Genomic DNA, 23,911 nt, shown 5'->3' with positions numbered 1-23,911 from the left:
AATATATTCGAGCATGATCGGTCGCTGGCACTGCGAGCCCGGCGACCGCGTGAATGGAGCGACCTGATGGCCTTGATCTCTCGTTACAACACCGGGCGCGCGCTGGGCGCCGCGGCCCTGCTCGTCGTCGGTTCGACATCGGCGATGGCGGCCTCCGATAACGGCGGCGCCGCCCCGACCAACAGCCAGGCGATGAGCACATCCGATACCAGCCCCCAACCAACCGAATCGACGACAGCGCCGACGCCGCGTGTTGCCGCGGCCGACCAGGCGATCAAACAGGACACCGTGCTGTTCAGTCAGCTGCAGATACCCGAGGCCGGCTGGGTTGTGCTGCATCCTGGCAATGGCCACGGCCAGATGGACCCGACCCGCACGATCGGCCAGAAACATCTCAGCTCGGGAATGCACGAGAACACGACCGTGCATCTGAATGCCCCCGTGGCTGTCGGCGATCGAATCTACGCAATGCTGCATCAGGATACGGGCCAGGCCGGCACGTACGAATATCACGACAGCCGCGGTGACGCCGATCAACCGTTGATGTACCAGGGCCATCACGTGATGACCAGTTTCAGGGTCGTCAAACCGGCCACGCACCAACCGAGTCACGTGCCGGCATCGACTGCCAAGCCAGGCGTGGCCGGTCCCTCGAACGGCGGCGAGCAGAGTTCGAACGACAATCAATCCGCCGGCGGCAGCGGCCAATCGGGCTAGGGCCTGTTGAGGTTTCGTGCGAGTCCGCGCCAAGTGCGCCCTGAAATTGACGATGGGCGGCAAGACGAGGCGTCGCACGCGCCGGGCAGTCATGCTGCGCCAGCGGGCTGGAGCGCTGGATTGCCGTCGTGTTTTTGATCTTGGGCACTTGTCCCTGTGGGTTGGGCCGCAAATCGCGCCCTGCGGCGTTGCACGGCTTGACCTTTGCATGACCAGGGCCGGCGCCATGCGTCTTGCCTGGCCGGTTTTTGGGCGGCAACGCGGTCACGTGCGAAGTGTTAACAGCCCCTAGAACGGGGGCGGCAGCAACGGCGCGGACCAGTGATGGCCGGCTGATACGCTGATAGCGCGCATAAAAAAGGGCCGCGATCGCGGCCCTTTTCTTGTCGCCGGTGCGCGACCGGCACGATCAGCGTTTCATCGACTCGAAGAACTCGGCGTTGGTCTTGGTCTGCTTCATCCGGTCGATGAGCAGTTCCATGGCTGCCAGGTCGTCCATGCCGTGCAGGAGCTTGCGCAGCACCCACATGCGCTGCAGTTCGTCCTGCGGCACCATTTTCTCTTCGCGACGGGTACCGGACCGGTTGACGTGAATCGCCGGGTAGACACGTTTCTCGGCGATGCGACGATCCAGGTGCACCTCCATGTTGCCGGTGCCCTTGAACTCTTCGTAGATGACCTCGTCCATCTTGGAACCGGTCTCGATGAGCGCGGTGGCCATGATCGTCAGGCTGCCGCCTTCCTCGACGTTGCGTGCGGCACCGAAGAACCGCTTGGGCTTCTGCAGCGCATTGGCATCCACACCACCGGTCAGGACCTTGCCCGAGGACGGCGCAACGGTGTTGTAGGCCCGCGCCAGACGGGTGATCGAATCGAGAAGAACGACCACATCCTTCTTGTGCTCGACCAGTCGCTTGGCTTTCTCGATGACCATGTCGGCGACCTGCACATGACGAGCCGCCGGCTCATCGAAGGTCGAGGAGACCACTTCGCCGCGCACGCTGCGCTCCATCTCGGTGACTTCCTCGGGCCGCTCGTCGATGAGCAGCACGATCAGATGACAGTCCGGATGGTTGTAGGCGATCGACTGCGCGATGTTCTGCATCATCATCGTCTTGCCGGCCTTGGGCGGCGAGACGATCAGCCCGCGCTGCCCCTTGCCGAACGGCGCGACCAGATCAATCGTGCGGGCCGTGATGTCCTCGGTCGAACCGTTGCCGATCTCCATCTGCAGCCGCTCCGTCGGGAACAGCGGCGTCAGGTTCTCGAACAGGACCTTGCCCTTGGACTTCTCGGGCGGATCCTCGTTGATATCGTCGACCTTGAGCAGCGCAAAGTACCGCTCGGATTCCTTCGGCGGCCGGATACGGCCCCGGATGTTGTCGCCCGTGCGCAGTGCAAAGCGACGGATCTGGCTCGGCGAGACGTAGATGTCGTCCGGGCCGGCCATGTAGGAGGATTCGTTCGAGCGCAGGAAACCGAATCCGTCGGACAGAATTTCCAGCACCCCGTCGCCATAGATGCGCTCGCCGGATTTGGCGTGCGCCTTGAGCATGGCGAAGATCAGGTCCTGCTTGCGCAGGCGGGAGATGTTTTCCATCTCCATGTCCTGCGCCATGTCCATGAGCTCGGCCGCGGTCTTACGCTTGAGCTCGGTCAGGTTCAGGATCGGGCCATCGCCGGCGACACCGGCATAGGCCTCGAATTCGGCCTCGTCGATGTCTTCGTTCGGCGGATTGTTCGGGCCCTTGTTGCCGCCGCGATTGCGGTTGCCGCCGTTGCCCTTCTTATTATTATTGTTGTTGTTATTGCCACCACTGTTGTTGTTCTTGCGACGGCGGCCGCGGCGGTTGTTGTTGGCACCGCCGTTGTTGTTGCCACCCCCGGCGCTATTGTTATTCGAATTGTTGTTATTCGAATCCTGCGACTGGCGATCTTCAACGGTTTCTTCGGACACGGCTATACACGCTTGATCGGGATACCGCCACCTACAGCGAGTCGCGGCGATAAGAAAGGAAGGGCAGACGGCACCGCCGCTATCAGCGGTGCCGCGAACGGACTAGATGTGTTGATCGATGAACTCGGTCAACTGTCCCTTGGACACCGCGCCGACCTTGGTGCCGGCGACTTCGCCGTTGTTGAACAGCATCAGGGTCGGAATCCCTCGAATGCCGTAACGCGGGGGTGTCTCCGGATTGTCGTCGACGTTGAGCTTGGCAATCGTCAGCTTGCCATCGTATTCATCGGCGATCTCGTCGAGCATCGGTGCGATCTGCTTGCACGGGCCGCACCATTCGGCCCAGTAGTCGACGAGTACGGGACCACTGGCCGACAGCACGTCGGCCTCGAAGCTGTCGTCAGAGACCTTGACGATATTTTCACTCATGTGAACGTCCTCAATTGGCGTATGGGACTGTATTGAAGATGCCTGGCGCCATTCGTGGCGAACCGGCCACCTGCCTAAGGGCGGTACCTGAGGGCATGGGAGTCATTTGCAAGCATGGCCACCGCCCGCATACGCGTCGGCGCGGCATCTAGCTGTTATAGTGCGGATTGCAGAAACGAGCGCCGGACGAAAGGCCCGAAAATGCGAAAAGACTGACCGCGCGTATCGCGCAAGTGGTCTTTCGCAACATTGGAGCCTATCTGAGGCGTTTTTTCAAGCCCTGATTTCGACGATCGGGCGATTTCATCGTCCGATCGTCTGCCAGGTGCACCGGAGACAGGCGAGCACGCCGTGACGACAAGCCCTGCCCGCCGGCCGATGCAGCTTGACGACCGAGACACACGGGCGGCTTGCAAGACCGCCGCGAGACCCTGCCCGGTTCATTGATCGATTCGAGGATGACAGACCATGACCGATGCGCACGCTGCAGATCCCAACGCCGTCGAGGTCACCGAGCCCGGCAACAATCTGCTCACCGAGGTACGCCTCGACGCGCTGGGGCTGCATGAATCGATTGCCGACGGGTTACGCGAGCGCGGTTTCTCGCACGCCACGCCGATCCAGGCCGACACATTGCCGCTTGCGCTCGCCGGTCGCGATATCGCCGGCCAGGCGAACACGGGCACGGGCAAGACCGCGGCCTTCCTGCTGGCCACGCTCGATCGGCTGCTGCGACAGTCCGCGGCGCCGAGCGAACGGGCGCCCTCCGGCGCCGCACAACCCCGGGCGCTCATTCTGGCCCCGACACGCGAACTCGCCGATCAGATCTATCAGGACGCTCTGCCCCTGGCTTCACGAACCGGCCTCAAGTGCGTGGTCTGTTACGGCGGGACCGGCTATGAATCGCAGCGCGAAGCGCTGGCTGCCGGTGTCGATGTGCTCATCGGCACGCCCGGCCGCCTGATCGACTACTACAAACAGAAGGTCTATACGCTCAAGGCGATCGAGGTGGCGGTACTCGACGAAGCCGACCGTATGTTCGACCTCGGCTTCATCGACGACGTGCGCTATCTGTTTCGCAAGATGCCGCCGGCCACGGCGCGCCAGAACCTGCTGTTCTCGGCAACGCTGTCGCATCGAGTGCTTGAACTGGCCTACGAACACATGAATGCGCCCGAGCTGGTACGCACCGATGTTGATACGGTCAATATCGAGGCCATCGCGCAGAAGCTCTATCACGTCTCCAAGGACGACAAGACCGGTCTTCTCATCGGCCTGCTGCGCGAGCTCGAGCAGGCCCGCACACTGGTCTTCATCAACACCAAACGCGTGGCCGAGCATCTCGAGGACACGCTCAATGCCAACGGTTTCTCCGCGGCTACGCTCTCGGGGGACGTCGCCCAGAACAAGCGGCTGCGTCTGCTCGCCGATTTCAAGAACGGCGCACTGCCGATCCTGGTCGCCACCGATGTCGCGGCACGCGGGCTGCACATTCCCGACGTCAGCCATGTGATCAATTACGATCTGCCACAGGATGCCCAGGATTACGTGCATCGCATCGGTCGGACCGCCCGGGCCGGCAACACGGGGCATGCGATTTCCTTCGCCTGCGAGGAATATGTCTACTCGCTGCCGGATATCGAAGCCTACATCGAGCACAAGATCGCCGCGGAGATGCCGCCCGACAATCTGCTCGTCGATGACTACGTCCGCGCCGCCCCGCGTCGACGCCGCGCTGGCGGCGGCCGAGGCCGCCCGCGCCGCGGCAACGGCAAGCCGCGCGGCTCTCGCTGAGACGCACAACGACAACGCTTGTTCGTGTCGACCACATCAGTATGATGCGGTCTTTTAGTGCAAGCCGCGTGGGTCTCATGGAAATCAGCCACGAATTGCTCGACACCGTCTGTCGCATCGCCATGGAAGCCGGGGCGCAGACGCTGCCGATCTATCACAGCGAATTCGATGTCGAAACCAAAAAGGACGACAGCCCGCTGACCCAGGCCGACCTGGCCGCTCACCGCGTCATCGCACAGCGCCTGGAAGCAGCCTTTCCGGACATGCCTCAGCTGTCCGAGGAAGGCGCGGCAATCGATTACGACACCCGCTCCGAGTGGCGCGAATACTGGCTGGTCGACCCACTCGACGGCACGCGCGAGTTCGTGAACAAGAACGATCAGTTCACGATCAACATCGCCCTCATCCGGGACGGACGTCCAGTGCTCGGCGTCGTCTATGCCCCGGCGCTCGATACCCTGTGGGCCGGGGGCAACGAACTCGGCGCGTTCAAGCAGATTGGCGACGGCGAGCGCACGCCGATTCAGGTCGGCGCCGCGCATCACGACAGACCACGCGTTCTGGTCTCACGCTCGCACCGGTCGGACAGCATCGATCAACTGCTCTCGCGCATGCCCGATTTCGAACCCGTTTCCATGGGCTCGTCGCTGAAGTTCTGCATCATCGCCGAGCACGGCGCCGATTTCTATCCGCGCCTCGGGCCAACGAGCGAATGGGACACGGCCGCCGGCCATGCCGTACTCAAGGCCGCAGGCGGCCAAGTCACCGATACGCGCGGCCGACCGTTGCGCTACAACGAGACCGACAGCCTGCTCAACGACTGGTTCATCGCCTACGGCGACGTCGAACACGACTGGCAGGGCTATCTGGCCAAATAGATCACGCCGGCTCGAGGCCGCTCAGGCCTCGGGCGGTTCGCTGCCCGGGTCCTGAGCGATCAGCAGGCTGCAATCCAATCGATCGAGCAACGACGCGCCGACCGATCCCTGCCACCAGCGTGACAGCACACCGCGCTTGGAATGGCCTACCACGACCAGATCGATCGCGTGCTCGGCCGCGAACTTTGCGATCTGATGAGCCGGTTCACCGACGCGGATCACGCCCTCGGCCGCAACGCCCTGGGCTTCCAGCATCGCCACACCCTCGGCCAGGATCCGCTCGACCCGCTCGCGCTCGGATTGATACATGCTTTCGGTATAGAACCCTTCAGCGGCTGCCACGGCGCCGGTCAAGGGCACGACCGCCAATAGATGGGTCGTTACCTCGCCGGCATGTAACAAGGGCAGACTGCGCCGAAGCGCCACCCGGCCTTCCTCGCTCCCGTCGTACGCCAGCAGGATCGTGTCGAAATTCTTCATTGGCGTGTCTCCGGCTCAAAGGTTCATGCCTGTCGGTGTATCACGATCGGCCCGAATGCGTCACGAGCCGCCACCGCGCGACTCGCCGGCCGGGCCGGCTCGGCCGCTCGTGTCTTGATCTATCAGCACAGCATCGGCTCCGTCACCGGCGTATGCCTGTCGTGGCAGCACGGCGCCGCTGGTGGGGCGATGCGCCTGCCTGTTTCCGGACGGCACGTCCTATAGATCGGCCAGTTTTCTCTCCAGCTCGGCATCGGTGACGAGCCGGGCGACGCGCTCGGCGTTGGCACGCGCCATCGGCGCCCCATCGACCAGGCTGCGCGGCGCTTCCCGGATCGCGTTTTCCGGAAACAGCGTGGCCTCGAAACGATGCGAGCCGGCCACGAACCGGAAAGCCGGATAGAAGCGGTACCCCTCGGCGAAGCGATAGCGTCGTTCCACGATCTCGAACGGGATGCCCTGACGGTCGAGAAACAGATCGAACGTCTCGGAATGCTCGGCGAAGACGTGCAGCTGGATATCGGAGTGGGCATTGGCCAGCCCCGACAGGACATCACCGACCAGGCGTGGGCGAAACGCGTCGAGTAGACGCATTGCCGACAATGCCTCGCGACGCATCGCCTCGAGTTCGGCCGGCTGTTCCTCGGCCGCGAACAGACGCTGATGCGCGGCCAGGGCCTGCTCGATCTCGCTGTTTTTGGGCAGAATCGAATGCCGGACGTCGATCCCCATCTGATGCGCGGCCTTGTGCTTGGCCACCCGAAAATCGCGTATGCCCTGCTCTGCCATGAGACGGGCCGCGATCTGAGCAAGCTGCTGGCGTTGTGCCGACTGCTTCCGTGCACTGGCCATATCGATGATTTCCCGGCGGATGGCACCAAAGCATGACAGCTGCCCGCGCTGTCTCACAACGCCGGTCGTCGCCGCACGCCCGGGGCACGATACGCGACGGATCAGAACAGTTGCTGCACTTCGTTGGCCGAGTCGTGCTTGCCGGACCGCTTGGCCTGCTCGACCGTGGGAATCTCATCGGGGCGGAAGATTTCCGGGATGCCGCCGCCGCCCAGCGAACGCTGCCCGCTGTCCGGATCGATCTGTACGGTCTGGATATCGTCGGGCTGCTTGGGCGTGGCATCCGGCATGCCGTCCAGCGCGATCCGCATGAAATCGACCCACATCGGCAAGGCGGCATGGGCGCCGGTCTCGGCGTGTCCCATCGGCGTGAGCTTGTCGAAACCGACCCAGCTGATCGCCACGAGATTCGAGTTGAATCCGACGAACCAGGCATCGATCTGGTCGTTCGTGGTCCCGGTCTTGCCCGACAGGTCGTTGCGCCCGAGTTTGAGCGCTCCGCGCCCGGTGCCGTGCTTGATCACGTCGCGCATCATGTCGCCGACGATGTAGGCATTGTCCGCCGGTATCGCACGCTCGGCGAGGCGTGAATCGTCCTGCGGACCGGCCGTATCGGCCAGCGCCGGACAATCGAATGTGTCGTCGCAGGCCACTTTCGGCTCGGCCTGGAAGGCCACATTGCCGCGTCCGTCCGTGATCTTCTGGATGTAATAGGGCTTGACCCGGAATCCTTCATTGGCGAAGACCGAGTAACCCTCGGCCATCTGCAACGGTGAGAACGAGGCACTGCCCAGCGCCAGAGACAGGTTATGCGGCATCTGATCGGCCGGCAGGCCGAAACGGCTGGCCCAATCGATCGCATTGCCCACCCCGATCCGACGCAGCACGCGAATCGAAACCAGGTTGCGCGAGTGGACGAGGCCTTCTCTCAGGCGGGTGGGCCCGAAGATCTTGCCGGAGTAGTTCTGCGGTCGCCACGAGTTGTCGAGGCCGGGTGTGTTGTAGACCACCGGCGCATCGTTGACCAGTGTCGCTGCAGAAAACCCGTGTGCCAGGGCGGCCGAGTACAGAAACGGCTTGAACGACGAGCCGGGCTGTCGTCGGGCCTGCACCGCCCGGTTGTACTTGGACAGACCGTAGTCGAAACCGCCGACCAGCGCCTCTATGCCGCCGGTATGCGGATTCATGGCCACCATCGCCCCCTGGACCTTCGGAATCTCGGCCAGCGTCCACGCCTTGCTCTGGTCCTTCGAACCGGTATAGGCCAGCCGGACGACATCCCCGCGCTTGGCGAGCTGACTGGCATTCTTGCCGGCCGAAAGCCAGGGCATCTGACTCGCGCCGATCGTGATGCGCCCGTATTGGGCGGTGACCAGTTGCATGTTCGAGCCGTCGGTTGCCGTGACCACCGCCGGCACCAGACCGCCGCGCTCGCTCATGTTGTCCAGCGCATCGTGCAGAGCCGAGTCATTGTCGAGCGTGGCAGCGTCGAGATGCTTTTCCGGACCGTGCCAGGCATGGCGCGCATCGTAGGCCAGCAGATCCTTGCGCAACGCGTTGTCCGCGGCTTCCTGTCGCTTGCTCGACAACGTGGTCGTGACACGGTAGCCGCCGGTGTAGGCCGAGTCGCCGTAGCGAGCGACCATGTCCTGGCGCACCATCTCTGCAACGTAGCGGGCGTCGTAGCGCACCGGATTGGTATCGCGTCTTTCCTCGTCCTCGCCGGCCGATACCGGTGTCTTCAACGCACTCTGATAGGCCGCGTCATCGATGAAGCCAAGCGCGTGCATCCGGTCAAGGACATAGTCGCGGCGCTGCTTGGCACGCTCGGGGTTGGCGATCGGATTGAACGCCGACGGGGCCTTGGGCAATCCGGCGATCATCGCCATCTGCGCGAGGCTGAGCCGGTCGATGGGCTTGTTGTAATAGACCTTGGCCGCGGCACCGACCCCATAGGCCCGTTCACCGAGATAGATCTTGTTGAGATACAGCTCCATGATCTGCTGTTTCGACAGCTTCGATTCGAGCCGCAGCGCCAGGATCATCTCCTTGATCTTGCGCGTGTAGGTCTTGTCGCGCGTCAGGTACAGGTTGCGCGCAAGCTGCATCGTGATGGTCGAGCCGCCCTGAGTCTTGCGCCCGGTGGTGATCAGATGCACGACGGCCCGTGCCAGGCCCTGATAATCGACGCCGGGGTGCTTGAAGAAGCGATCATCCTCGGCCGCCACGAACGCATAGACCTGCGCCCGCGGGATCTGATCGTAGGTCAGCGGAATACGCCGCTCGGTGCCGTATTCGCCGATGAGCTTGTGATCGGCGGTATAGATACGCAGCGGTTCGTTGAGCTGTGTCTGGCCGATATCACCGGCATCGGGCAGCTGCGGTCCGAAATACAGATACAGACCAGCGACGATGCAAACAGCCAGTGTCGCGGCCGAAAGCAGGCCAGCCGCCAGCATGACGAGCAACCGCACGCCGCGGGATCTTTTTGCCATCGAGTCACCTTGAGGCGTCGGATTAGCGGTCGGGACGGGCCGCATCATACCCCGACGATCGACCACCATGTATGCCTGCGACGTTCGACGGCCACGGCCGCACCGAACGACAAGAGCGGCCAATCGTATCGTGAATTGCCTGAATGGCGACCTCGGGTATAGTTTGGCCAAGGGGAAAATCAAATTGAAATCCACGCGGTTGCGCGGGTTTCGCCGGGTGATGGAATGGGGAGACTCACCGAATTGCTGCGCCGCCCGCCGCCTTCACTGGTCGGCGTGGATATCAGCGCGCGCCGCATCAGGCTGCTCGAATTCGAGCGCGCGGGCGCCGGACTGCGCGTGGCCGCCTATGCCAGCGCGGCCCTGGACAACGACGCAGCGCAGGATTTCAGCATCGACAGCGTGGAGCCGGTGGCACGCGGCATTCGCACCGCCCTCGAGCACAGCGGCACCCGCACGCGCCAGGCGGCCATCGCGGTCTCCGGCCCGGACGTGATCAGCAAGACGATCCTCATGCCGGCCGCGCTCGACGATATGGAGCTCGAACAACAGATCCATCTGGATATCGAACACTATGTGTCGCATCCGATCGCCGAGGTGCACGTCGACTTCCAGATCCTCGAACCCGACCCGAAGGATCCCGATTACAACCGCGTGCTGCTCGTCGCCTGCCGGCGCGAGACCGTGGAACTGCGCATGGCGGCCCTCGAGATGGCCGGCCTGAAGGTCCGGATCGTCGATGTCGAGGAATACGCGCTCCAGAACGCCTGCAGCCTGCTGGCCCCCGTGGCCGCCGATGACGGGGTCACCGACGGGGAGAGTGTGGCGGTCTTCGACGTCGGCGCCCTGGATACGCGCCTGACCGTCCAGCAGGGCCCGCGCAGTCGTTATGCACGCAACATCGCGTTCGGCGGGCTGCACGTGGCACGCGAACTCGTACGCCAGTATCGCCTGGACGATATCGACCAGCTGCACGCCAAGCTGCGCGTCGGCGAGCTGCGCGCCGAGGATATCGCTGCCGAGATCACCGGCTTCGCGCAGGAACTGGCTGCCCACATCGAGCGGGCTCTGGATTTCTATCTCTCGGCGTCCGCGGAGAGCCACGAACGCATCACCCGCGTCGTGGTCACCGGCGGCGTGGCACGTTATCCCGGACTGGAGGCCCTGCTGGCCGAACAGCTCGAGTGGTCGACCACGCTGGGCAACCCGCTGGCCGGCATGCCGGCGACCGCGCCGGCCTATCGTAACCACGTCGAGACCGAGGCACCGGCCCTGATGGTGGCTGCCGGTCTGGCCCTGCGCGGCGTCCATAGCGCATGAATCGCGCGATTCGTATCAATCTGCTGGACTGGCGTGCCGAGGCCCGCGAAGCCAAGCGGCGCCGTTTCATCGCCCTGCTCATCGGTGCCGCAGCCGCCACCACACTGATCGTCGGCGTGCTGCCGGTGGTCTATTACGGCCATCAGCTGGCATCGCAACAGAGCCGCAACGATTACCTGACGGCCCAGATCGATAGCGCCAATCGCAAACTGACCGAGATCAAGCAACTCAAGGCAACGCGCGAGGCGCTGGTCAACCGCATGCAGATCATCGGCGAGCTGCAGCAGTCCCGTTCATCGATCGTCCACTATTTCGATGCGCTGGCGGGCACCATGCCCGAAGGCGTGTACCTGACCGGGCTGACGCAGCAGGACAACACGACCACGCTCAACGGCATCGCCGAATCCAACGCGCGTGTGTCGCAGTACATGACCAATCTCGACGACTCGCCCTGGTTCGACAACCCGCGCCTGATCGTGATCACGCGGGACGACAGCACGGCCCAGCCACGGGCCGATTTCACGCTGCGGGTGGACAGTCGCAATCCGGCAGCCTCATCGGCCACCGATTCGGATGCCGTCACCGGAGACACGCCATGAGGCCATTGCGCGAGTACATCGATGAGCTGCGCAGCCTCGACCAGAACAACATCGGCAGCTGGCCGACCTGGGCCTACGGCTTGTCGATCGCGATCGTCTCGCTCGTGATCATGCTGATCGCCGGCTGGTATTTCGTCCTGCCCAAGCGCGACGAGCTGGAAAGCGCGGTGCAGAAGGAACAGACCCTGCGCGAACAGTTTCGCGCGCGCCAGGCCGAGGTCGCCAATCTCGAGGCCTATCGCGCCCAGCTTGCGCAAATGCAGGCGGCCTTCGGGAATCTGCTGGCCCAGTTGCCGAGCCAGACCGAAGTTCCCAGCCTCTTGCGCGACATCTCTCAGGCCCGCTCGGCCAACGGGCTCGACGAGCAACTATTCAAGCCGGAACCGGAAGTCAGCCGTGACTTCTACGCCGAGCTGCCCAACGACCTGGTCGTGACCGGCGATTTCCATCAGTTCGGGCGCTTCGTCTCCGACGTCGCGGCCCTGCCGCGGATCGTGACGATCGACGACGTCAAGATCGAACCGGTCGGCACCCGCCCGGGCAATACAACGCAGCCGGACAGCAATCCGTTGCGCATGAGCCTGACCGCAACGACCTATCGTTATCTGGACGGCCGGAGTCAGGCCAAGACGACGCGCGGGACCGCCAGCAAGACCCAAACCGGAACCCGACGATGAGCGCAGCCGCGCTGTCGCGTGCCTGTCTGATCGCCACTGTGATCGGTGCACTCGCCGGCTGCGGCGATAGCAATCACACCGATCTCGAAACATACGTCGCGCGTATCAAGGCCCGGAAATCGCCCCCGCTCGACCCGATGCCCGATATCGTCGAATACAAGCCCTATACCTACGTCCCGGCCGGGCGACGTTCACCGTTCGCCCCCCCCGAGCCCGTACGCCAGACCCGCAGCAGCCAGATCCATCCCGACCTGGACCGGCCGCTGGATCCGCTCGAGCAGTTCCCGCTCGATGCGCTGTCGCTGGTCGGCACGATCGCCGTCAACGGCACGACCTACGCGCTTATCCAGGCGCCGGACGGCGTCGTGCATCGGGTCGGGCCGGGCACCCACATCGGACGCAACTACGGCCAGATCAATCATATCGACCGGCGTGGCGTGGCGCTGACCGAAATCGTTGCCGACGGCAACGGCGGTTACATCAAGCGCCATGCCCAGCTGACGCCGCCCAACGACTCAACGCCATGAGAGCCCCCATGCTCCGCACTCACTGCCTGCTGTTCATCGCGCTGCTGTCGATCCTCGCCTGCGCAGCCGCCACCGCCGCCCCACGCCAGCTGACCGCGATCGAGCCACTCAGCGGCCCGGGCCAGCAGGTCGCCCTGCGTCTGACGCTCGACGGGCCGGCGCCCGATCCCCGGGTATTCACGATCGACGACCCGGCCCGCCTGTCGATCGATCTGCCCAACACCACGCTGGCGCTGTCCAAACGCTATCGCACGATCGCCCAGGGGCCGGTCCAGGCCGTCAACACGGCCTCGGCGGACGGCCGCACGCGCGTGGTGGTTCAGCTCACACGGCTGGTTGACTATCGGATCACCCGTGACGGCGACGCTCTGATCGTCAGCTTCGGCAGCGGCGACGAGACCACCCGCGATCGCACCACCACGCGCCCGGCCGCGAGTGCCGGCACGGCCACGGCCGGCGGCAACGCGACGGCGATCCAGAACATCGATTTCCGACGTGGTGATCAGGATGCCGGGCGAATCGAGATCACGCTCAACGGCGATCAGGCGCCGATCGATGTCGAACGCCAGGGCAACAAGGTCGTGGCCACCCTACCCGGCATCCAATTGCCGAACCGGCTCGCCCGGCGCCTGGACGTGACCGACTTCAAGACACCCGTCGAGACGATCGATGCCATGGCGCGCGGCGACGGCACGCGACTGGTGATCACCCCCGAGGCCGATGCGAATTTCCAGCGCCTGGCCTATCAGACCGGCAACCGGATGATCATCGAGCTGCAGCCGATCAGCGCGGCCGAGCAGCGACGTCAGGCCGCCGAGCACCCCGAATACAACGGCAAGAAGATCTCGCTGTCGTTCCAGAATGTCGATGTGCGCTCGGTGCTTCAGATCATCGCCGATGTGGCCAACGTGAACATGGTCGTCGCCGATAACGTCTCCGGCACGATCGCGCTTCAGCTCGACGATGTGCCCTGGGACCAGGCGCTGGACATCATCCTCGATGCCAGAGGCCTGGGCATGCAGCGCAACGACAACGTGATCACTGTTGCACCACTGGCCGATATCGCAGCGCGCGAGAAAGCCAAGGCCGAAGCCCGTCAGGCCACCAACCAGCTCGCCCCGCTGCAGTCCGAGATCATCCAGATCAACTATGCAGATGCAGCCGACATGGCCAACATCCTGCAGTCGAACTCGGTAACGACCAGTCGCAGCTTCACCGCCGCGCCCGCGAGCGGCAACACATCACCGGCCTATTCGGTCAGCGGCGATGCCCTGTCGCGCGCACTGGGCAGCAATAACACCAGCACGCGTGCTCAGCGCACCAGTTCGGCGACCGTCAACAGCGACTTCGACGAGCACTCCCTGCTCTCGCCGCGCGGCCATGTCACTGTGGATTCGCGCACGAACAGCCTGCTGGTCACCGACACGGCCGAAAAGCTCGACCAGATCCGCTCGCTGATCGATCGGCTCGATGTGCCGGTACGTCAGGTGCTCATCGAGTCCCGCATCGTGATCGCCAACCGAGATTTCACCCGCAATCTCGGTGTCTCGCAGACCGGCGTGGACAGTTCGCGCTTGAACAATGCCCTCGCGGCACAGAACGGCGGCGACATCGGCAGCGCCTACGATGCGAACAACGGCGGCTATTCGGTCGCCCTGCCGGCAACCAACGCGACCAGCGTGCTGTCGAGTTCGATCATCACGGACACGTTCAGCCTCAATCTCGAACTCTCGGCAATGGAGTCGGAGAACAACGGCGAGATCATCTCTTCGCCGCGCGTGATCACCACCGACGGACGCGAGGCCAATATCGAGCAGGGCCGCGAGATCCCGTATCAGTCCGGCTCGTCGGGCAGCCTGTCGGGCACATCGGTCGAGTTCAAGAAAGCGGTGCTCGGGCTCAACGTGACCCCCAAGATAACGCCCGACAAGAAAGTGATCATGAATCTCAACGTCACCCAGGACTCGGTTGGCGAGTTCGTGCCGACATCCAACGGCGGCTCCGTCCCCTCGATCGACACGCGCAGCCTGAACACGCAGGTTCTGGTCAATAACGGCGATACCGTCGTACTGGGCGGCATCTACGAACAGAACAACACCAACCAGACCGGCGGCGTGCCGTTCTTGCGCAAGATTCCGTTGCTGGGCGCGCTGTTCCGCAGCCAGAGCCTCGAGCGACAGAAGCGCGAGCTGCTGATCTTCGTCACACCGCGCATTCTCGATACCAACTTCACGACCGGCGGACCATGATCGGACCGGCCGGATCAGGGGGCATGCGATCCGGCCGGGCATTCGACAACAGGGGGAACCATGACCAAACGACAATTCATGTGCGCGGCGTTGATGCTCGCTGTCGCCCTGGGCGGCTGCACGTCTGGCAATGACACGAGCGATGACGACAACGGCTCGAACGATAATGCCGGCAACAACAACGGCGGCGGCTCGGACAACAACGGGGGCGACGATACGCCGAGCACATCGAACCCGCAGCTTGGCAGTTTCGATGATCAGGGCCGCTTCACGGCGGGGCGCATCGTCACGAGCAACGAGACACCGCGTTCGAACCAGGCCACGACTCTGTCGCTACGCCTGGTCGATCGCGACGGCAACGTGCTCGATAACGACAGCGAGGTGTTTTTCACCTCCGCCTGTGCCCGGGACGGGCGCGCCAACATCGACCCGAGTGTGACCACGCCCGATGACGGCCAGATCACGACCACCTATACGCCGCTCGGCTGCGATACCAACGACACCGTCACTGCGCGTACGAGCATCAACGACCAGACGCTCACGGCCAATGTCACCCTGCGCCCGCAGGCCACAACAGCCGCCGCGCTGTCGTTCACTGCCACCTCGCAGGCCCAGATCGGCATCCAGGGCACCGGCGTTCTGCAACCGCAGTCGCAGGTGACATTCCGGCTCACCGACGCCGGCGGCGATCCGGTGCCCGGTCAGATGGTGACCTTCTCGCCGGACACCACCGTCGGCGGCCTGTCGATCGCGCCGGAGCGCATGCGTACCAACGCCGACGGCCTGGCTTCGACCACGGTCACGGCAGGCACTCAGGCTGCCTCGGTTCAGATCGGAGCGACCAGCACCGGCGCGGACGGCCGAACCCTTTCGGCGCAATCGCGCACTCTGGCGGTGACCACCGGCATCGCCGACCAGGACAGCTTCTCGATCAGCGCGGCCTCGACCAATATCGAAGGCTTCAATCGCGATGGCGTGACAACGGCCATCACCGTGCGCGCGGCCGACCGTTTCAATAATCCGGTGCCCGACGGCACGACGATCAACTTCACGACCGAAGGAGGCGCCATTCCAGGTAGTTGCCAGACCACGGACGGCGCCTGCAGTGTGGATTTCGTCAGCCAGAATCCGCGCCCGGGCAACGGCCGCGTGACCATCCTGGCCACCGCGATCGGTGAGGAGAGTTTCACCGACAGCGCCCCGTCGAACGGGCGTTTCGATGCCGGCGAGGCCTACGACGATCTGCCCGAGGCCTATCTGGACCGCAACGAAAACGGCCGCCGCGATGCCGACGAGCCCTACGCCGACTTCAACGACGACGGCAACTACAACGCGGCCTCGGACACCTTCAATGGCCTGCTCTGCGACGCCGGCAACCAATGCGGCGCCTCCGACACGATCAACGTGCGTGGCCAGGTCGTCGTTGTCTTGTCCGGCTCGAGTCTATCGATCGATCTGCCGGATACGATCAATCTCGGCAGCAGTGCGCGCACCATCACGGTGTCGGTGGCCGATGCCAATGGGCAGAAACCGCCGAGCGGTACAACGATCGCCGCCACGACATCGCAGGGGCGTATCGAAGGCCCGAGTTCTTACGCGGTACCGATCGACAATAGCGCCGGCCCATATGAGGCCGAGTTCCGGATCGAACCGGGCAGCGAAGCCGGCCGCGGCATCCTACGCGTGACCGTGACCACGCCGAACGACGTGATCTCGCGCGATACGGCCCGCGTCGTCCAAAGCCAGGACTAGCCACGGCAACCGTTAGGGCATGGCCGGCATCCGGGCAACCGGTCATGCCCGTATACCGGCCCATCGTCGTCACATCCAGGCGCATGGGCCGGTATGTGACGGCATATCCGCGCTGGCGCGCTCAAGGTCGAAACCGTGCCAGCCACACACGCCTTCATCGGACCCGATAAGTCTTGTCGGGCGGACTGCGTTACACTGCATGGGTTTGATCGCTGCTCGCCTCGTCGCGCGGCGATCGGTTCAATGTCTACCACTCGTTCCAATTACGTACATGGCATCTAACCCGAATATCTATCTGGTCGGCCCCATGGGCGCCGGCAAAACCACCGTGGGTCGGCGCATCGCCGAGCTCAAGGGTATGAATTTCGTCGACTCCGATCAGGAGGTCGAAAAGCGTACCGGCGTGGACATTTCCTTCATCTTCGACATGGAAGGCGAAGACGGTTTTCGCAAACGCGAACGCGAGATGATTGCCGAACTCTCGGAACTGCCCAACACGGTCATGGCGACCGGCGGGGGCGCGGTTCTGGAAGCCGGCACCCGGGATCTGCTCTCGGCGCGCGGCGTGGTCGTTTATCTGGAAACGACGCTCGAGCAGCAGCTGGCGCGAACCCGCAAGTCGACGGATCGGCCACTGCTGTCGGGCAGTGACGATCTCGAGACCACGCTGACCCAGCTCATGGAAGTGCGCGACCCGCTCTATCGATCGATCGCCGACGTCGTGGTCGCGACCGGCGATCAGCAGGCGCGCAAGCTCGCCCGCGAGATCGTCGAGCAGCTGGAGGCGATCGGCACGGCCTGATGGCCGAACGACACCCGCCGGCCCACACCACTCCCAAGGCGTCGGCCCATGCCGGATTACGGATCCGCGTGTGGGCCGCGCTCATCGATTCGGCGCTCTTCCTGATCGTCGTCTTTCCAATCCTCGGCTGGCTGTTGCCGACGGCCCGCGGGCCGTCGGTCCATCCCGGCGATCTGATCTCGCCCGACGGCCACATCAACCCGGATACGCCGAGCGCTCTCGGCCTGCTTTGGCCGACACCGCTGCATACCCTCGTGTACTGGATACTGCCGGCCATCGTGATCGTGCGGTTCTGGCGCACCCGCGACGGCACGCCAGGCAAGATGGCAATCCACGCTCGCATCGTCGACGCCCCGACCGGCGAGGCCCCGACCACGCGCCAGCTCATCTTGCGTTATATCGGCTACCATGCAGCGACCCTGCCCTTCGATCTCGGGCTGGCCTGGCTCGGCATCGATGGACGCAAACAGGGCTGGCACGACGAAATCGCCCGTACGGTGGTGATCCGAACGGCACACCGGCGCGCGGCAGCGACCAACACCACGACACACGCCGGGCATGAGCACAAGCACTGGAACGATGACCCCTGAACAGAACGCCACCCTCGAAGTCGCGCTCGACACACGTCGATACGCTATCCATATCGGCCCCGGCCTCAGCGGCGCTGCATCGGCCTATGCGGGGGCGATTCACGGGCGCCGCGTCCTGGTGGTCACCAACGAGACCATCGCTCCGCTGTTCCGGGCCAGGGTCGAGGCCGCCCTGTCGAGTGCCTACGAGGTCGATACGCTGATCCTGCCCGACGGCGAGGCCACCAAGACGCTGGCCACCCTGGATGTCATCTGCACTCGCCTGCTCGAAGGCGGGTACGGTCGCGATGCGTGCCTCGTCGCCCTGGGGGGCGGGGTGATCGGCGACCTGGTCGGCTTCGCCGCAGCCGTCTACCAGCGTGGCATTGATTTCATTCAGGTCCCGACCACCCTGCTCGCCCAGGTCGACTCCTCCGTCGGCGGCAAGACCGGCGTCAATCATCCACTCGGCAAGAACATGATCGGCGCCTTTCATCAGCCGCGCCGCGTGCTGGCCGATCTCGACACGCTGGACACCCTGCCGGCGCGCGAGTTCTCGGCCGGCATGGCCGAAGTCATCAAATACGGCCTGATCCGCGACGCCGCGTTCTTCGACTGGCTGGAAACCCACATGGACGCGATCATGGCGCGCGAAGCCGGCCCGCTGACCGAGCTCATCCGTCGGTCCTGTGCCAACAAGGCAGACGTCGTGGTCGCCGACGAACGCGAGGCCGGCGAGCGCGCGCTGCTCAATCTGGGGCACACCTTCGGCCACGCGCTCGAAGCCGAACTGGGCTACGGCGCCTGGCTGCACGGCGAAGCCGTGGCCGCCGGCATGTGCATGGCCGCAGACACTTCGGCGCGCCTCGGATGGCTATCGTCCGACCAGGTGGCACGAATCGAACGGCTTCTCGCCGCCGCCGGCCTGCCGATCGCGCCGCCGGACACGCTCTCCGGCACCCGCATCCTCGCGCTGATGCGACGCGACAAGAAAGTCAGCGCCGGGGCGCTGCGGCTCGTGCTGTTGTCCGATATCGGGCAGGCTGTACTGGAAAGCGACTGCGACGACGCGTTGCACGCCACGCTGCAACGCTATCTGGCCGATTGACCGCCCTTGCGACGCGACGGCCGGGCGCCCCGTCACGTCGTCAGATGCGGGTCGCCTGTGAGCGGCAGCGATTGATTGTCGATTGCCGGCCTTTTATATTGAAATGACGCGCGACAGCCGCGTGGGCGCGATCATGCGCCCGTGTCGTCGCCGAAACCGTGTGCCGCCCGGCATCGTATCGATGTATCGGGCCCGCGGCGCGCACTGCGACGGCCCCGCCCAGCCAGGGGACTAGATTTATGCATAAACTCGACGGCGGACTCTATTCACCGGAGTTCGAGAAGGACGCCTGCGGCTTCGGCCTGATCGCGAACATGGACGACGCGCCGAGCCATTGGCTCGTCGATACCGCGATCGGCGCGCTCGAACGCCTGACCCACCGTGGTGCAGTGGCCGCCGACGGCAAGACCGGCGACGGCTGCGGCATTCTGATGAAGAAACCGGATGCGTTCCTGCGCACGATCGCTGCGGAAGTGAACATCACGCTTGCCAGCCAGTACGCCAGCGGCATCGTGTTCCTGTCGCGCGAGCCCGAGGCCGCCGAGGCGGCCAAGCGCGAACTGGGCCAGGCGCTGGAAGCCGAAGGCCTGACCGTCGCCGGCTGGCGCGAGGTGCCGATCGACGCCGAATCGGCCTGCGGTGCCGAGGCCATGGAGACGCTGCCGCACTTCGAGCAGATCTTCGTCAACGCCGATGACGACATCGAATCGGCTCTGTTCGAGGCCAAGCTGGTCTTCGCCCGGCGTCGCGCCGAGAACGCGCTCGTCGATGACGCGGTCTTCTATGTGCCCTCCCTGTCGGCCAAGGTGCTGGCATTCAAGGGCATGGTGATGCCGAGCTATCTGCCGGTCTTCTACCGCGACCTGGCAGATGAGCGCCTGGAAACCGCACTGTGCGTCTTCCACCAGCGTTTCTCCACGAACACGTTGCCGCAGTGGCGTCTGGCGCAACCGTTTCGTTATCTTGCCCACAACGGCGAGATCAACACCATCACCGGCAACCGCAACTGGTCGACCGCACGCGCGACCAAGTTCGCCTCCGACAAACTGCCAGAGGACATGGCCTCGATCCTGCCGCTGGTCTCGCGCCAGGGCTCGGACTCCTGCAGCCTCGACAACATGCTCGAGATCCTGCTCGCCGGCGGACTGGACATCTTCTATGCCATGCGGCTGCTGATGCCGCCGGCCTGGCAGAACGTCGATTACATGTCGGCCGACATGCGGGCCTTCTACGAATACAACTCCATGCACATGGAACCGTGGGACGGCCCGGCCGGCATCGTGCTCACCGACGGGCGCTATGCTGCCTGCTGCATGGATCGCAACGGTCTGCGCCCGGCACGCTATGTGATCACCAAGGACCGGCACATCACCCTGGCCTCGGAAATCGGCGTCTGGGATTACGATCCGGCCGACGTGGTCGCCAAGGGACGCTTGAAGCCCGGCGACATGCTCGCCGTGGACACCGACAACGGCGAGCTGCTGCACCCGCGGGATATCGATGCCCGCCTGGCCAAGCGCAAGCCATACAAGCAGTGGCTCAAGAAGAACGCCCAATTCCTCGAATCCCGGCTGGCTGATACGCGCGATGAAGCGTGGATGGAGCGCAGCCGTCTGAAGTCACTGGAAAAACTCTTCCACGTGACGTTCGAGGAGCGCGATCAGGTCCTGCGGCCGCTGGCCGAGGCCGGCCAGGAGGCGACCGGCTCGATGGGCGACGACACGCCCTTCCCCGTGCTCTCGCGGGTCGACCGGGTCGTCTACGACTATTTCCGTCAGCAGTTCGCGCAGGTCACCAACCCGCCGATCGACAGCTTGCGCGAGCGCATCGTGATGAGCCTGGAGACCTGCTTCGGCCGCGAGTGCAACGTCTTTGACGAGACCGAGGCCCGCGCCAAGCGACTGGTCGTCGATTCACCGGTGCTGTCCACGGGCAAGTTCCGTCGGCTGCTGGCACTGGAAGACCCGGACTACCGCGATGTCGCCTTCGATCTGACCTATCCCGCCAACGGTGATCTGCGCGAGGCGATCGAGACGCTGTGCGACGACGTGGTCGCGGCCGTGCGTGACGGCAAGACCATCATCGTGCTCAGCGACCGTCACGTGGAGCGGGGTCAGCTGCCGATCCAGGCCCTGCTGGCCACCGGCGCGGTGCATCATCGGCTGACGCGGGAGAATCTGCGCTGTGACGCCAATCTGATCATCGATACGGCCAGCGTGCGCGACCCGCATCAGTTCGCCTGTCTGCTCGGTTACGGTGCCACGGCGATCCATCCGTATCTGGCCTATGAGTGTCTCAACGACCTGATCACGGTCGGCCAGATCAAGGAGAAAAGCGCCGACGAGCTGTGTGCGGCCTATCGCAAGGGCATCAACAAGGGCCTGTACAAGATCATGTCCAAGATGGGCATTTCGACAGTGGCCAGCTACCGCGGTGCCCAGCTGTTCGAGATTGTCGGTCTGGCCGACGATGTGGTCGATCTGTGCTTTACCGGCACGGTCTCGCGCATCGCCGGTGCCGGTTTCGCTCATCTGCAGGCCGATACGGCCAAGCTGGCCGATAACGCCTGGAACCAGCGCATTGCGATCGATCAGGGCGGTCTGCTCAAGTTCGTCTACGGGCAGGAGTATCACTGCTACAACCCGGACGTGATCGCCACACTTCACGACGCGGTCTCCTCGGGGGCGTACGCCAAGTACAAGGAGTACGCGGACATCGTTCAGGGCCGCCCGGTCGCGGTGCTGCGCGACCTGCTGGCGCTGCGCGACGATCTGACCGCTGTACCGGTCTCCGAAGTCGAATCGATCGAGGACATCACGCCCCGCTTCGACTCGGCCGGCATGAGTCTCGGCGCCCTGTCGCCCGAGGCCCACGAAGCCATGGCCCAGGGCATGAACCGCATGGGCGGACGTTCCAATTCCGGCGAAGGCGGCGAGGACCCCGAGCGCTTCGGCACCGACAAGATGTCGAAGATCAAGCAGGTCGCCTCCGGCCGATTCGGCGTCACACCGCATTATCTGGTCAACGCCGAGGTGTTGCAGATCAAGATCGCCCAGGGCGCCAAGCCCGGGGAAGGCGGTCAGTTGCCCGGGCACAAGGTCAACGAGATGATCGCCTATCTGCGCTGTGCCAAGCAGGGCGTCGCACTCATCTCGCCGCCGCCGCACCACGATATCTATTCGATCGAGGATCTGGCGCAGCTCATCTTCGATCTGAAACAGGTCAATCCCAAGGCGCTGGTCTCGGTCAAGCTCGTGGCCGGGCCCGGCGTGGGCACGATCGCGGCCGGCGTGGCCAAGGCCTATGCCGACCTGATCACCATCTCCGGCTACGACGGCGGCACCGGCGCCTCGCCGCTGACCTCGGTACGCCATGCCGGCACGCCCTGGGAGCTCGGCCTGTCCGAGACGCACCAGACACTGCGTGCCAACGATCTGCGCGAAAAAGTCCGTGTACAGACCGACGGCGGTCTGAAGACCGGTCTGGATGTGATCAAGGCCGCTATCCTCGGCGCGGAATCCTTCGGCTTCGGCACCGGCCCGATGGTCGCGCTCGGCTGCAAGTATCTGCGGGTCTGTCACCTGAACAACTGCGCGACGGGCGTGGCCACGCAGAACGAGATCCTGCGTGATCGCTACTTCATCGGGCTGCCCGAGATGGTGCAGAACTTCTTCAAGTTCATTGCCCAGGACACACGCGAGATCATGGCCTCGATCGGCATCAAGCGTCTCGAGGATCTGATCGGGCGGACCGATCTGCTGGAGATCCTGCCGGGCGATACGCCCAAGCAGCAGGGCCTCGATCTGAAACCGATCCTGTCCAAGGGCGGCCTGGCCGACGACAATCCGATGTTCTGTGTCTCGCCGCGCAACGAGCCGTTCGACAAGGGCGAGCTGGCCGAACGCATGGTCGAAGACGTACTGCCGGCGATCGAGAATCGCAGCGGCGGCACGTTCGAATACCGTGTCCACAACAGTGATCGTTCGATCGGTGCGCGTATTTCCGGCGAGATCGCGACCCGCCATGCCAACACCGGCATGGCCGATGCGCCGATCACGCTCAAGCTGACCGGCACGGCCGGCCAGAGCTTCGGCGTCTGGAACGCGGGCGGCCTGCATCTCGAGCTGGAAGGCGATGCCAACGACTACGTCGGCAAGGGCATGGCCGGCGGCCGTATCGTGATCCGGCCGCCCGAGACGTCGGGCTTCATCGCCCGCGAGGCCGCGATCATCGGCAATACCTGCCTGTACGGTGCGACCGGCGGCACGCTCTATGCCGCCGGTCAGGCCGGCGAACGCTTCGGCGTGCGCAACTCCGGGGCGACCGCCGTTGTCGAGGGCATCGGCGATCACGGCTGTGAATACATGACCGGCGGCTGCGTGGTCGTGCTCGGCGGCACCGGCATCAACTTCGGCGCCGGCATGACCGGCGGCGCGGCCTATGTGCTTGACGAGAAACGCGAATTCGTCGATCGCTACAACCACGAGTTGATCGATATCCATCGCGTCGTCTCCGAAACCATGGAAGCCCACCGCAACTATCTGCGCGAGCTGATCGAGGCTTACGTCGAGGCGACCGGCAGTGCCTGGGGTGCCGAGATACTGGACGACTTCCGCGGTTATGTCGGCCAGTTCTGGCTCGTCAAGCCCAAGGCGGAATCGGTGGAAACCGTGATCGATACGCTCACGCGCGCCGCCTGACGCCGG

General features: G+C 64.3%; 18 protein-coding genes. 13 read left to right on the top strand and 5 right to left on the bottom strand.

Annotation, left to right across the window (positions count from 1 at the left end; genetic code table 11):
- Positions 1–66: 66 nt before the first annotated feature.
- Entirely contained in the window at positions 67–717 is a 651-nt protein-coding gene (locus D3260_RS04165; protein ID WP_120097317.1) for a hypothetical protein, read from the top strand.
- Positions 718–1,126: 409 nt separating this feature from the next.
- On the opposite strand, the gene rho is transcribed toward D3260_RS04165, so the two are convergent.
- Entirely contained in the window at positions 1,127–2,383 is a 1,257-nt protein-coding gene (gene rho, locus D3260_RS04160) for a transcription termination factor Rho (protein ID WP_120097483.1), read from the bottom strand.
- 393 nt (positions 2,384–2,776) lie between these two features.
- On the bottom strand, positions 2,777–3,103 hold the full coding sequence (gene trxA / locus D3260_RS04155) for a thioredoxin TrxA (protein ID WP_120097316.1): 327 nt from the start codon (positions 3,101–3,103) through the stop codon (positions 2,777–2,779).
- Between the two features lie 468 nt (positions 3,104–3,571).
- Here trxA and D3260_RS04150 point away from each other — a divergent pair, with 468 nt between their 5' ends.
- On the top strand, positions 3,572–4,897 hold the full coding sequence (locus D3260_RS04150) for a DEAD/DEAH box helicase (protein ID WP_120097315.1): 1,326 nt from the start codon (positions 3,572–3,574) through the stop codon (positions 4,895–4,897).
- A gap of 77 nt (positions 4,898–4,974) precedes the next feature.
- Entirely contained in the window at positions 4,975–5,775 is an 801-nt protein-coding gene (gene cysQ, locus D3260_RS04145; protein WP_120097314.1) for a 3'(2'),5'-bisphosphate nucleotidase CysQ, read from the top strand.
- Positions 5,776–5,796: 21 nt separating this feature from the next.
- Here the strand turns inward: cysQ and D3260_RS04140 are convergent, their stop codons facing one another.
- From D3260_RS04140 to D3260_RS04130, 3 genes are all read right to left on the bottom strand, one after another.
- Positions 5,797–6,255 (bottom strand): universal stress protein, encoded by a 459-nt coding sequence (locus D3260_RS04140; RefSeq protein WP_120097313.1) that lies wholly within the window; start codon positions 6,253–6,255, stop codon positions 5,797–5,799.
- Between the two features lie 219 nt (positions 6,256–6,474).
- Entirely contained in the window at positions 6,475–7,107 is a 633-nt protein-coding gene (locus D3260_RS04135; protein WP_120097312.1) for a hypothetical protein, read from the bottom strand.
- A gap of 101 nt (positions 7,108–7,208) precedes the next feature.
- Entirely contained in the window at positions 7,209–9,602 is a 2,394-nt protein-coding gene (locus D3260_RS04130) for a penicillin-binding protein 1A (protein ID WP_120097311.1), read from the bottom strand.
- Positions 9,603–9,827: 225 nt separating this feature from the next.
- Here D3260_RS04130 and pilM point away from each other — a divergent pair, with 225 nt between their 5' ends.
- The 10 genes from pilM to gltB all read left to right on the top strand — a co-directional run bounded on the left by pilM (position 9,828) and on the right by gltB (position 23,905).
- Positions 9,828–10,922, top strand: a complete 1,095-nt coding sequence (pilM, locus tag D3260_RS04125) for a type IV pilus assembly protein PilM (RefSeq protein WP_120097310.1) — start codon at positions 9,828–9,830, stop codon at positions 10,920–10,922.
- Positions 10,919–11,521 carry a PilN domain-containing protein gene (locus D3260_RS04120; RefSeq protein WP_120097309.1) on the top strand — a complete coding sequence of 201 codons (603 nt, stop codon included), beginning with the start codon at positions 10,919–10,921 and terminating at the stop codon, positions 11,519–11,521. The genes pilM and D3260_RS04120 overlap by 4 nt, the downstream gene beginning before the upstream one ends.
- Complete coding sequence (locus D3260_RS04115) at positions 11,518–12,198, top strand: type 4a pilus biogenesis protein PilO (protein WP_120097308.1); 681 nt, start codon at positions 11,518–11,520, stop codon at positions 12,196–12,198. Before D3260_RS04120 ends, D3260_RS04115 begins: the two co-directional genes overlap by 4 nt.
- Entirely contained in the window at positions 12,195–12,725 is a 531-nt protein-coding gene (locus D3260_RS04110; protein WP_120097307.1) for a pilus assembly protein PilP, read from the top strand. The genes D3260_RS04115 and D3260_RS04110 overlap by 4 nt, the downstream gene beginning before the upstream one ends.
- 8 nt (positions 12,726–12,733) lie before the next feature.
- Entirely contained in the window at positions 12,734–14,974 is a 2,241-nt protein-coding gene (gene pilQ, locus D3260_RS04105; RefSeq protein ID WP_158583387.1) for a type IV pilus secretin family protein, read from the top strand.
- Positions 14,975–15,034: 60 nt separating this feature from the next.
- On the top strand, positions 15,035–16,726 hold the full coding sequence (locus D3260_RS04100; protein ID WP_120097305.1) for an Ig-like domain-containing protein: 1,692 nt from the start codon (positions 15,035–15,037) through the stop codon (positions 16,724–16,726).
- A gap of 271 nt (positions 16,727–16,997) precedes the next feature.
- Positions 16,998–17,528: a shikimate kinase AroK gene (aroK, locus tag D3260_RS04095; RefSeq protein WP_120097304.1), complete on the top strand. Its 531-nt coding sequence runs from the start codon at positions 16,998–17,000 to the stop codon at positions 17,526–17,528.
- On the top strand, positions 17,528–18,118 hold the full coding sequence (locus tag D3260_RS04090; protein ID WP_120097303.1) for an RDD family protein: 591 nt from the start codon (positions 17,528–17,530) through the stop codon (positions 18,116–18,118). Before aroK ends, D3260_RS04090 begins: the two co-directional genes overlap by 1 nt.
- The gene (aroB, locus tag D3260_RS04085) at positions 18,108–19,205 is read left to right on the top strand and encodes a 3-dehydroquinate synthase (protein ID WP_120097302.1); all 1,098 of its coding nucleotides are present in this window, start codon (positions 18,108–18,110) and stop codon (positions 19,203–19,205) included. The genes D3260_RS04090 and aroB overlap by 11 nt, the downstream gene beginning before the upstream one ends.
- Positions 19,206–19,444: 239 nt before the next feature.
- The gene (gene gltB / locus D3260_RS04080) at positions 19,445–23,905 is read left to right on the top strand and encodes a glutamate synthase large subunit (protein ID WP_120097301.1); all 4,461 of its coding nucleotides are present in this window, start codon (positions 19,445–19,447) and stop codon (positions 23,903–23,905) included.
- The last annotated feature ends 6 nt before the right edge of the window (positions 23,906–23,911 follow it).

Source organism: Salinisphaera sp. Q1T1-3 (genome assembly GCF_003602005.1).
In the GTDB taxonomy this organism is placed as follows: Bacteria; Pseudomonadota; Gammaproteobacteria; order Nevskiales; family Salinisphaeraceae; genus Salinisphaera.
The sequence above is the reverse complement of the archived record's forward strand: the minus strand, read 5'-3'. Positions and strand labels throughout refer to the sequence as shown.

Coding starts and splice junctions, on each gene's coding strand:
- D3260_RS04165 (WP_120097317.1), top strand. CDS start 67: ATGGCCTTGATCTCTCGTTACAACACCGGGCGCGCGCTGGGCGCCGCG.
- trxA (WP_120097316.1), bottom strand. CDS start 3,103: ATGAGTGAAAATATCGTCAAGGTCTCTGACGACAGCTTCGAGGCCGAC.
- D3260_RS04150 (WP_120097315.1), top strand. CDS start 3,572: ATGACCGATGCGCACGCTGCAGATCCCAACGCCGTCGAGGTCACCGAG.
- cysQ (WP_120097314.1), top strand. CDS start 4,975: ATGGAAATCAGCCACGAATTGCTCGACACCGTCTGTCGCATCGCCATG.
- D3260_RS04140 (WP_120097313.1), bottom strand. CDS start 6,255: ATGAAGAATTTCGACACGATCCTGCTGGCGTACGACGGGAGCGAGGAA.
- D3260_RS04135 (WP_120097312.1), bottom strand. CDS start 7,107: ATGGCCAGTGCACGGAAGCAGTCGGCACAACGCCAGCAGCTTGCTCAG.
- D3260_RS04130 (WP_120097311.1), bottom strand. CDS start 9,602: ATGGCAAAAAGATCCCGCGGCGTGCGGTTGCTCGTCATGCTGGCGGCT.
- pilM (WP_120097310.1), top strand. CDS start 9,828: ATGGGGAGACTCACCGAATTGCTGCGCCGCCCGCCGCCTTCACTGGTC.
- D3260_RS04120 (WP_120097309.1), top strand. CDS start 10,919: ATGAATCGCGCGATTCGTATCAATCTGCTGGACTGGCGTGCCGAGGCC.
- D3260_RS04115 (WP_120097308.1), top strand. CDS start 11,518: ATGAGGCCATTGCGCGAGTACATCGATGAGCTGCGCAGCCTCGACCAG.
- D3260_RS04110 (WP_120097307.1), top strand. CDS start 12,195: ATGAGCGCAGCCGCGCTGTCGCGTGCCTGTCTGATCGCCACTGTGATC.
- pilQ (WP_158583387.1), top strand. CDS start 12,734: ATGCTCCGCACTCACTGCCTGCTGTTCATCGCGCTGCTGTCGATCCTC.
- D3260_RS04100 (WP_120097305.1), top strand. CDS start 15,035: ATGACCAAACGACAATTCATGTGCGCGGCGTTGATGCTCGCTGTCGCC.
- aroK (WP_120097304.1), top strand. CDS start 16,998: ATGGCATCTAACCCGAATATCTATCTGGTCGGCCCCATGGGCGCCGGC.
- D3260_RS04090 (WP_120097303.1), top strand. CDS start 17,528: ATGGCCGAACGACACCCGCCGGCCCACACCACTCCCAAGGCGTCGGCC.
- aroB (WP_120097302.1), top strand. CDS start 18,108: ATGACCCCTGAACAGAACGCCACCCTCGAAGTCGCGCTCGACACACGT.
- gltB (WP_120097301.1), top strand. CDS start 19,445: ATGCATAAACTCGACGGCGGACTCTATTCACCGGAGTTCGAGAAGGAC.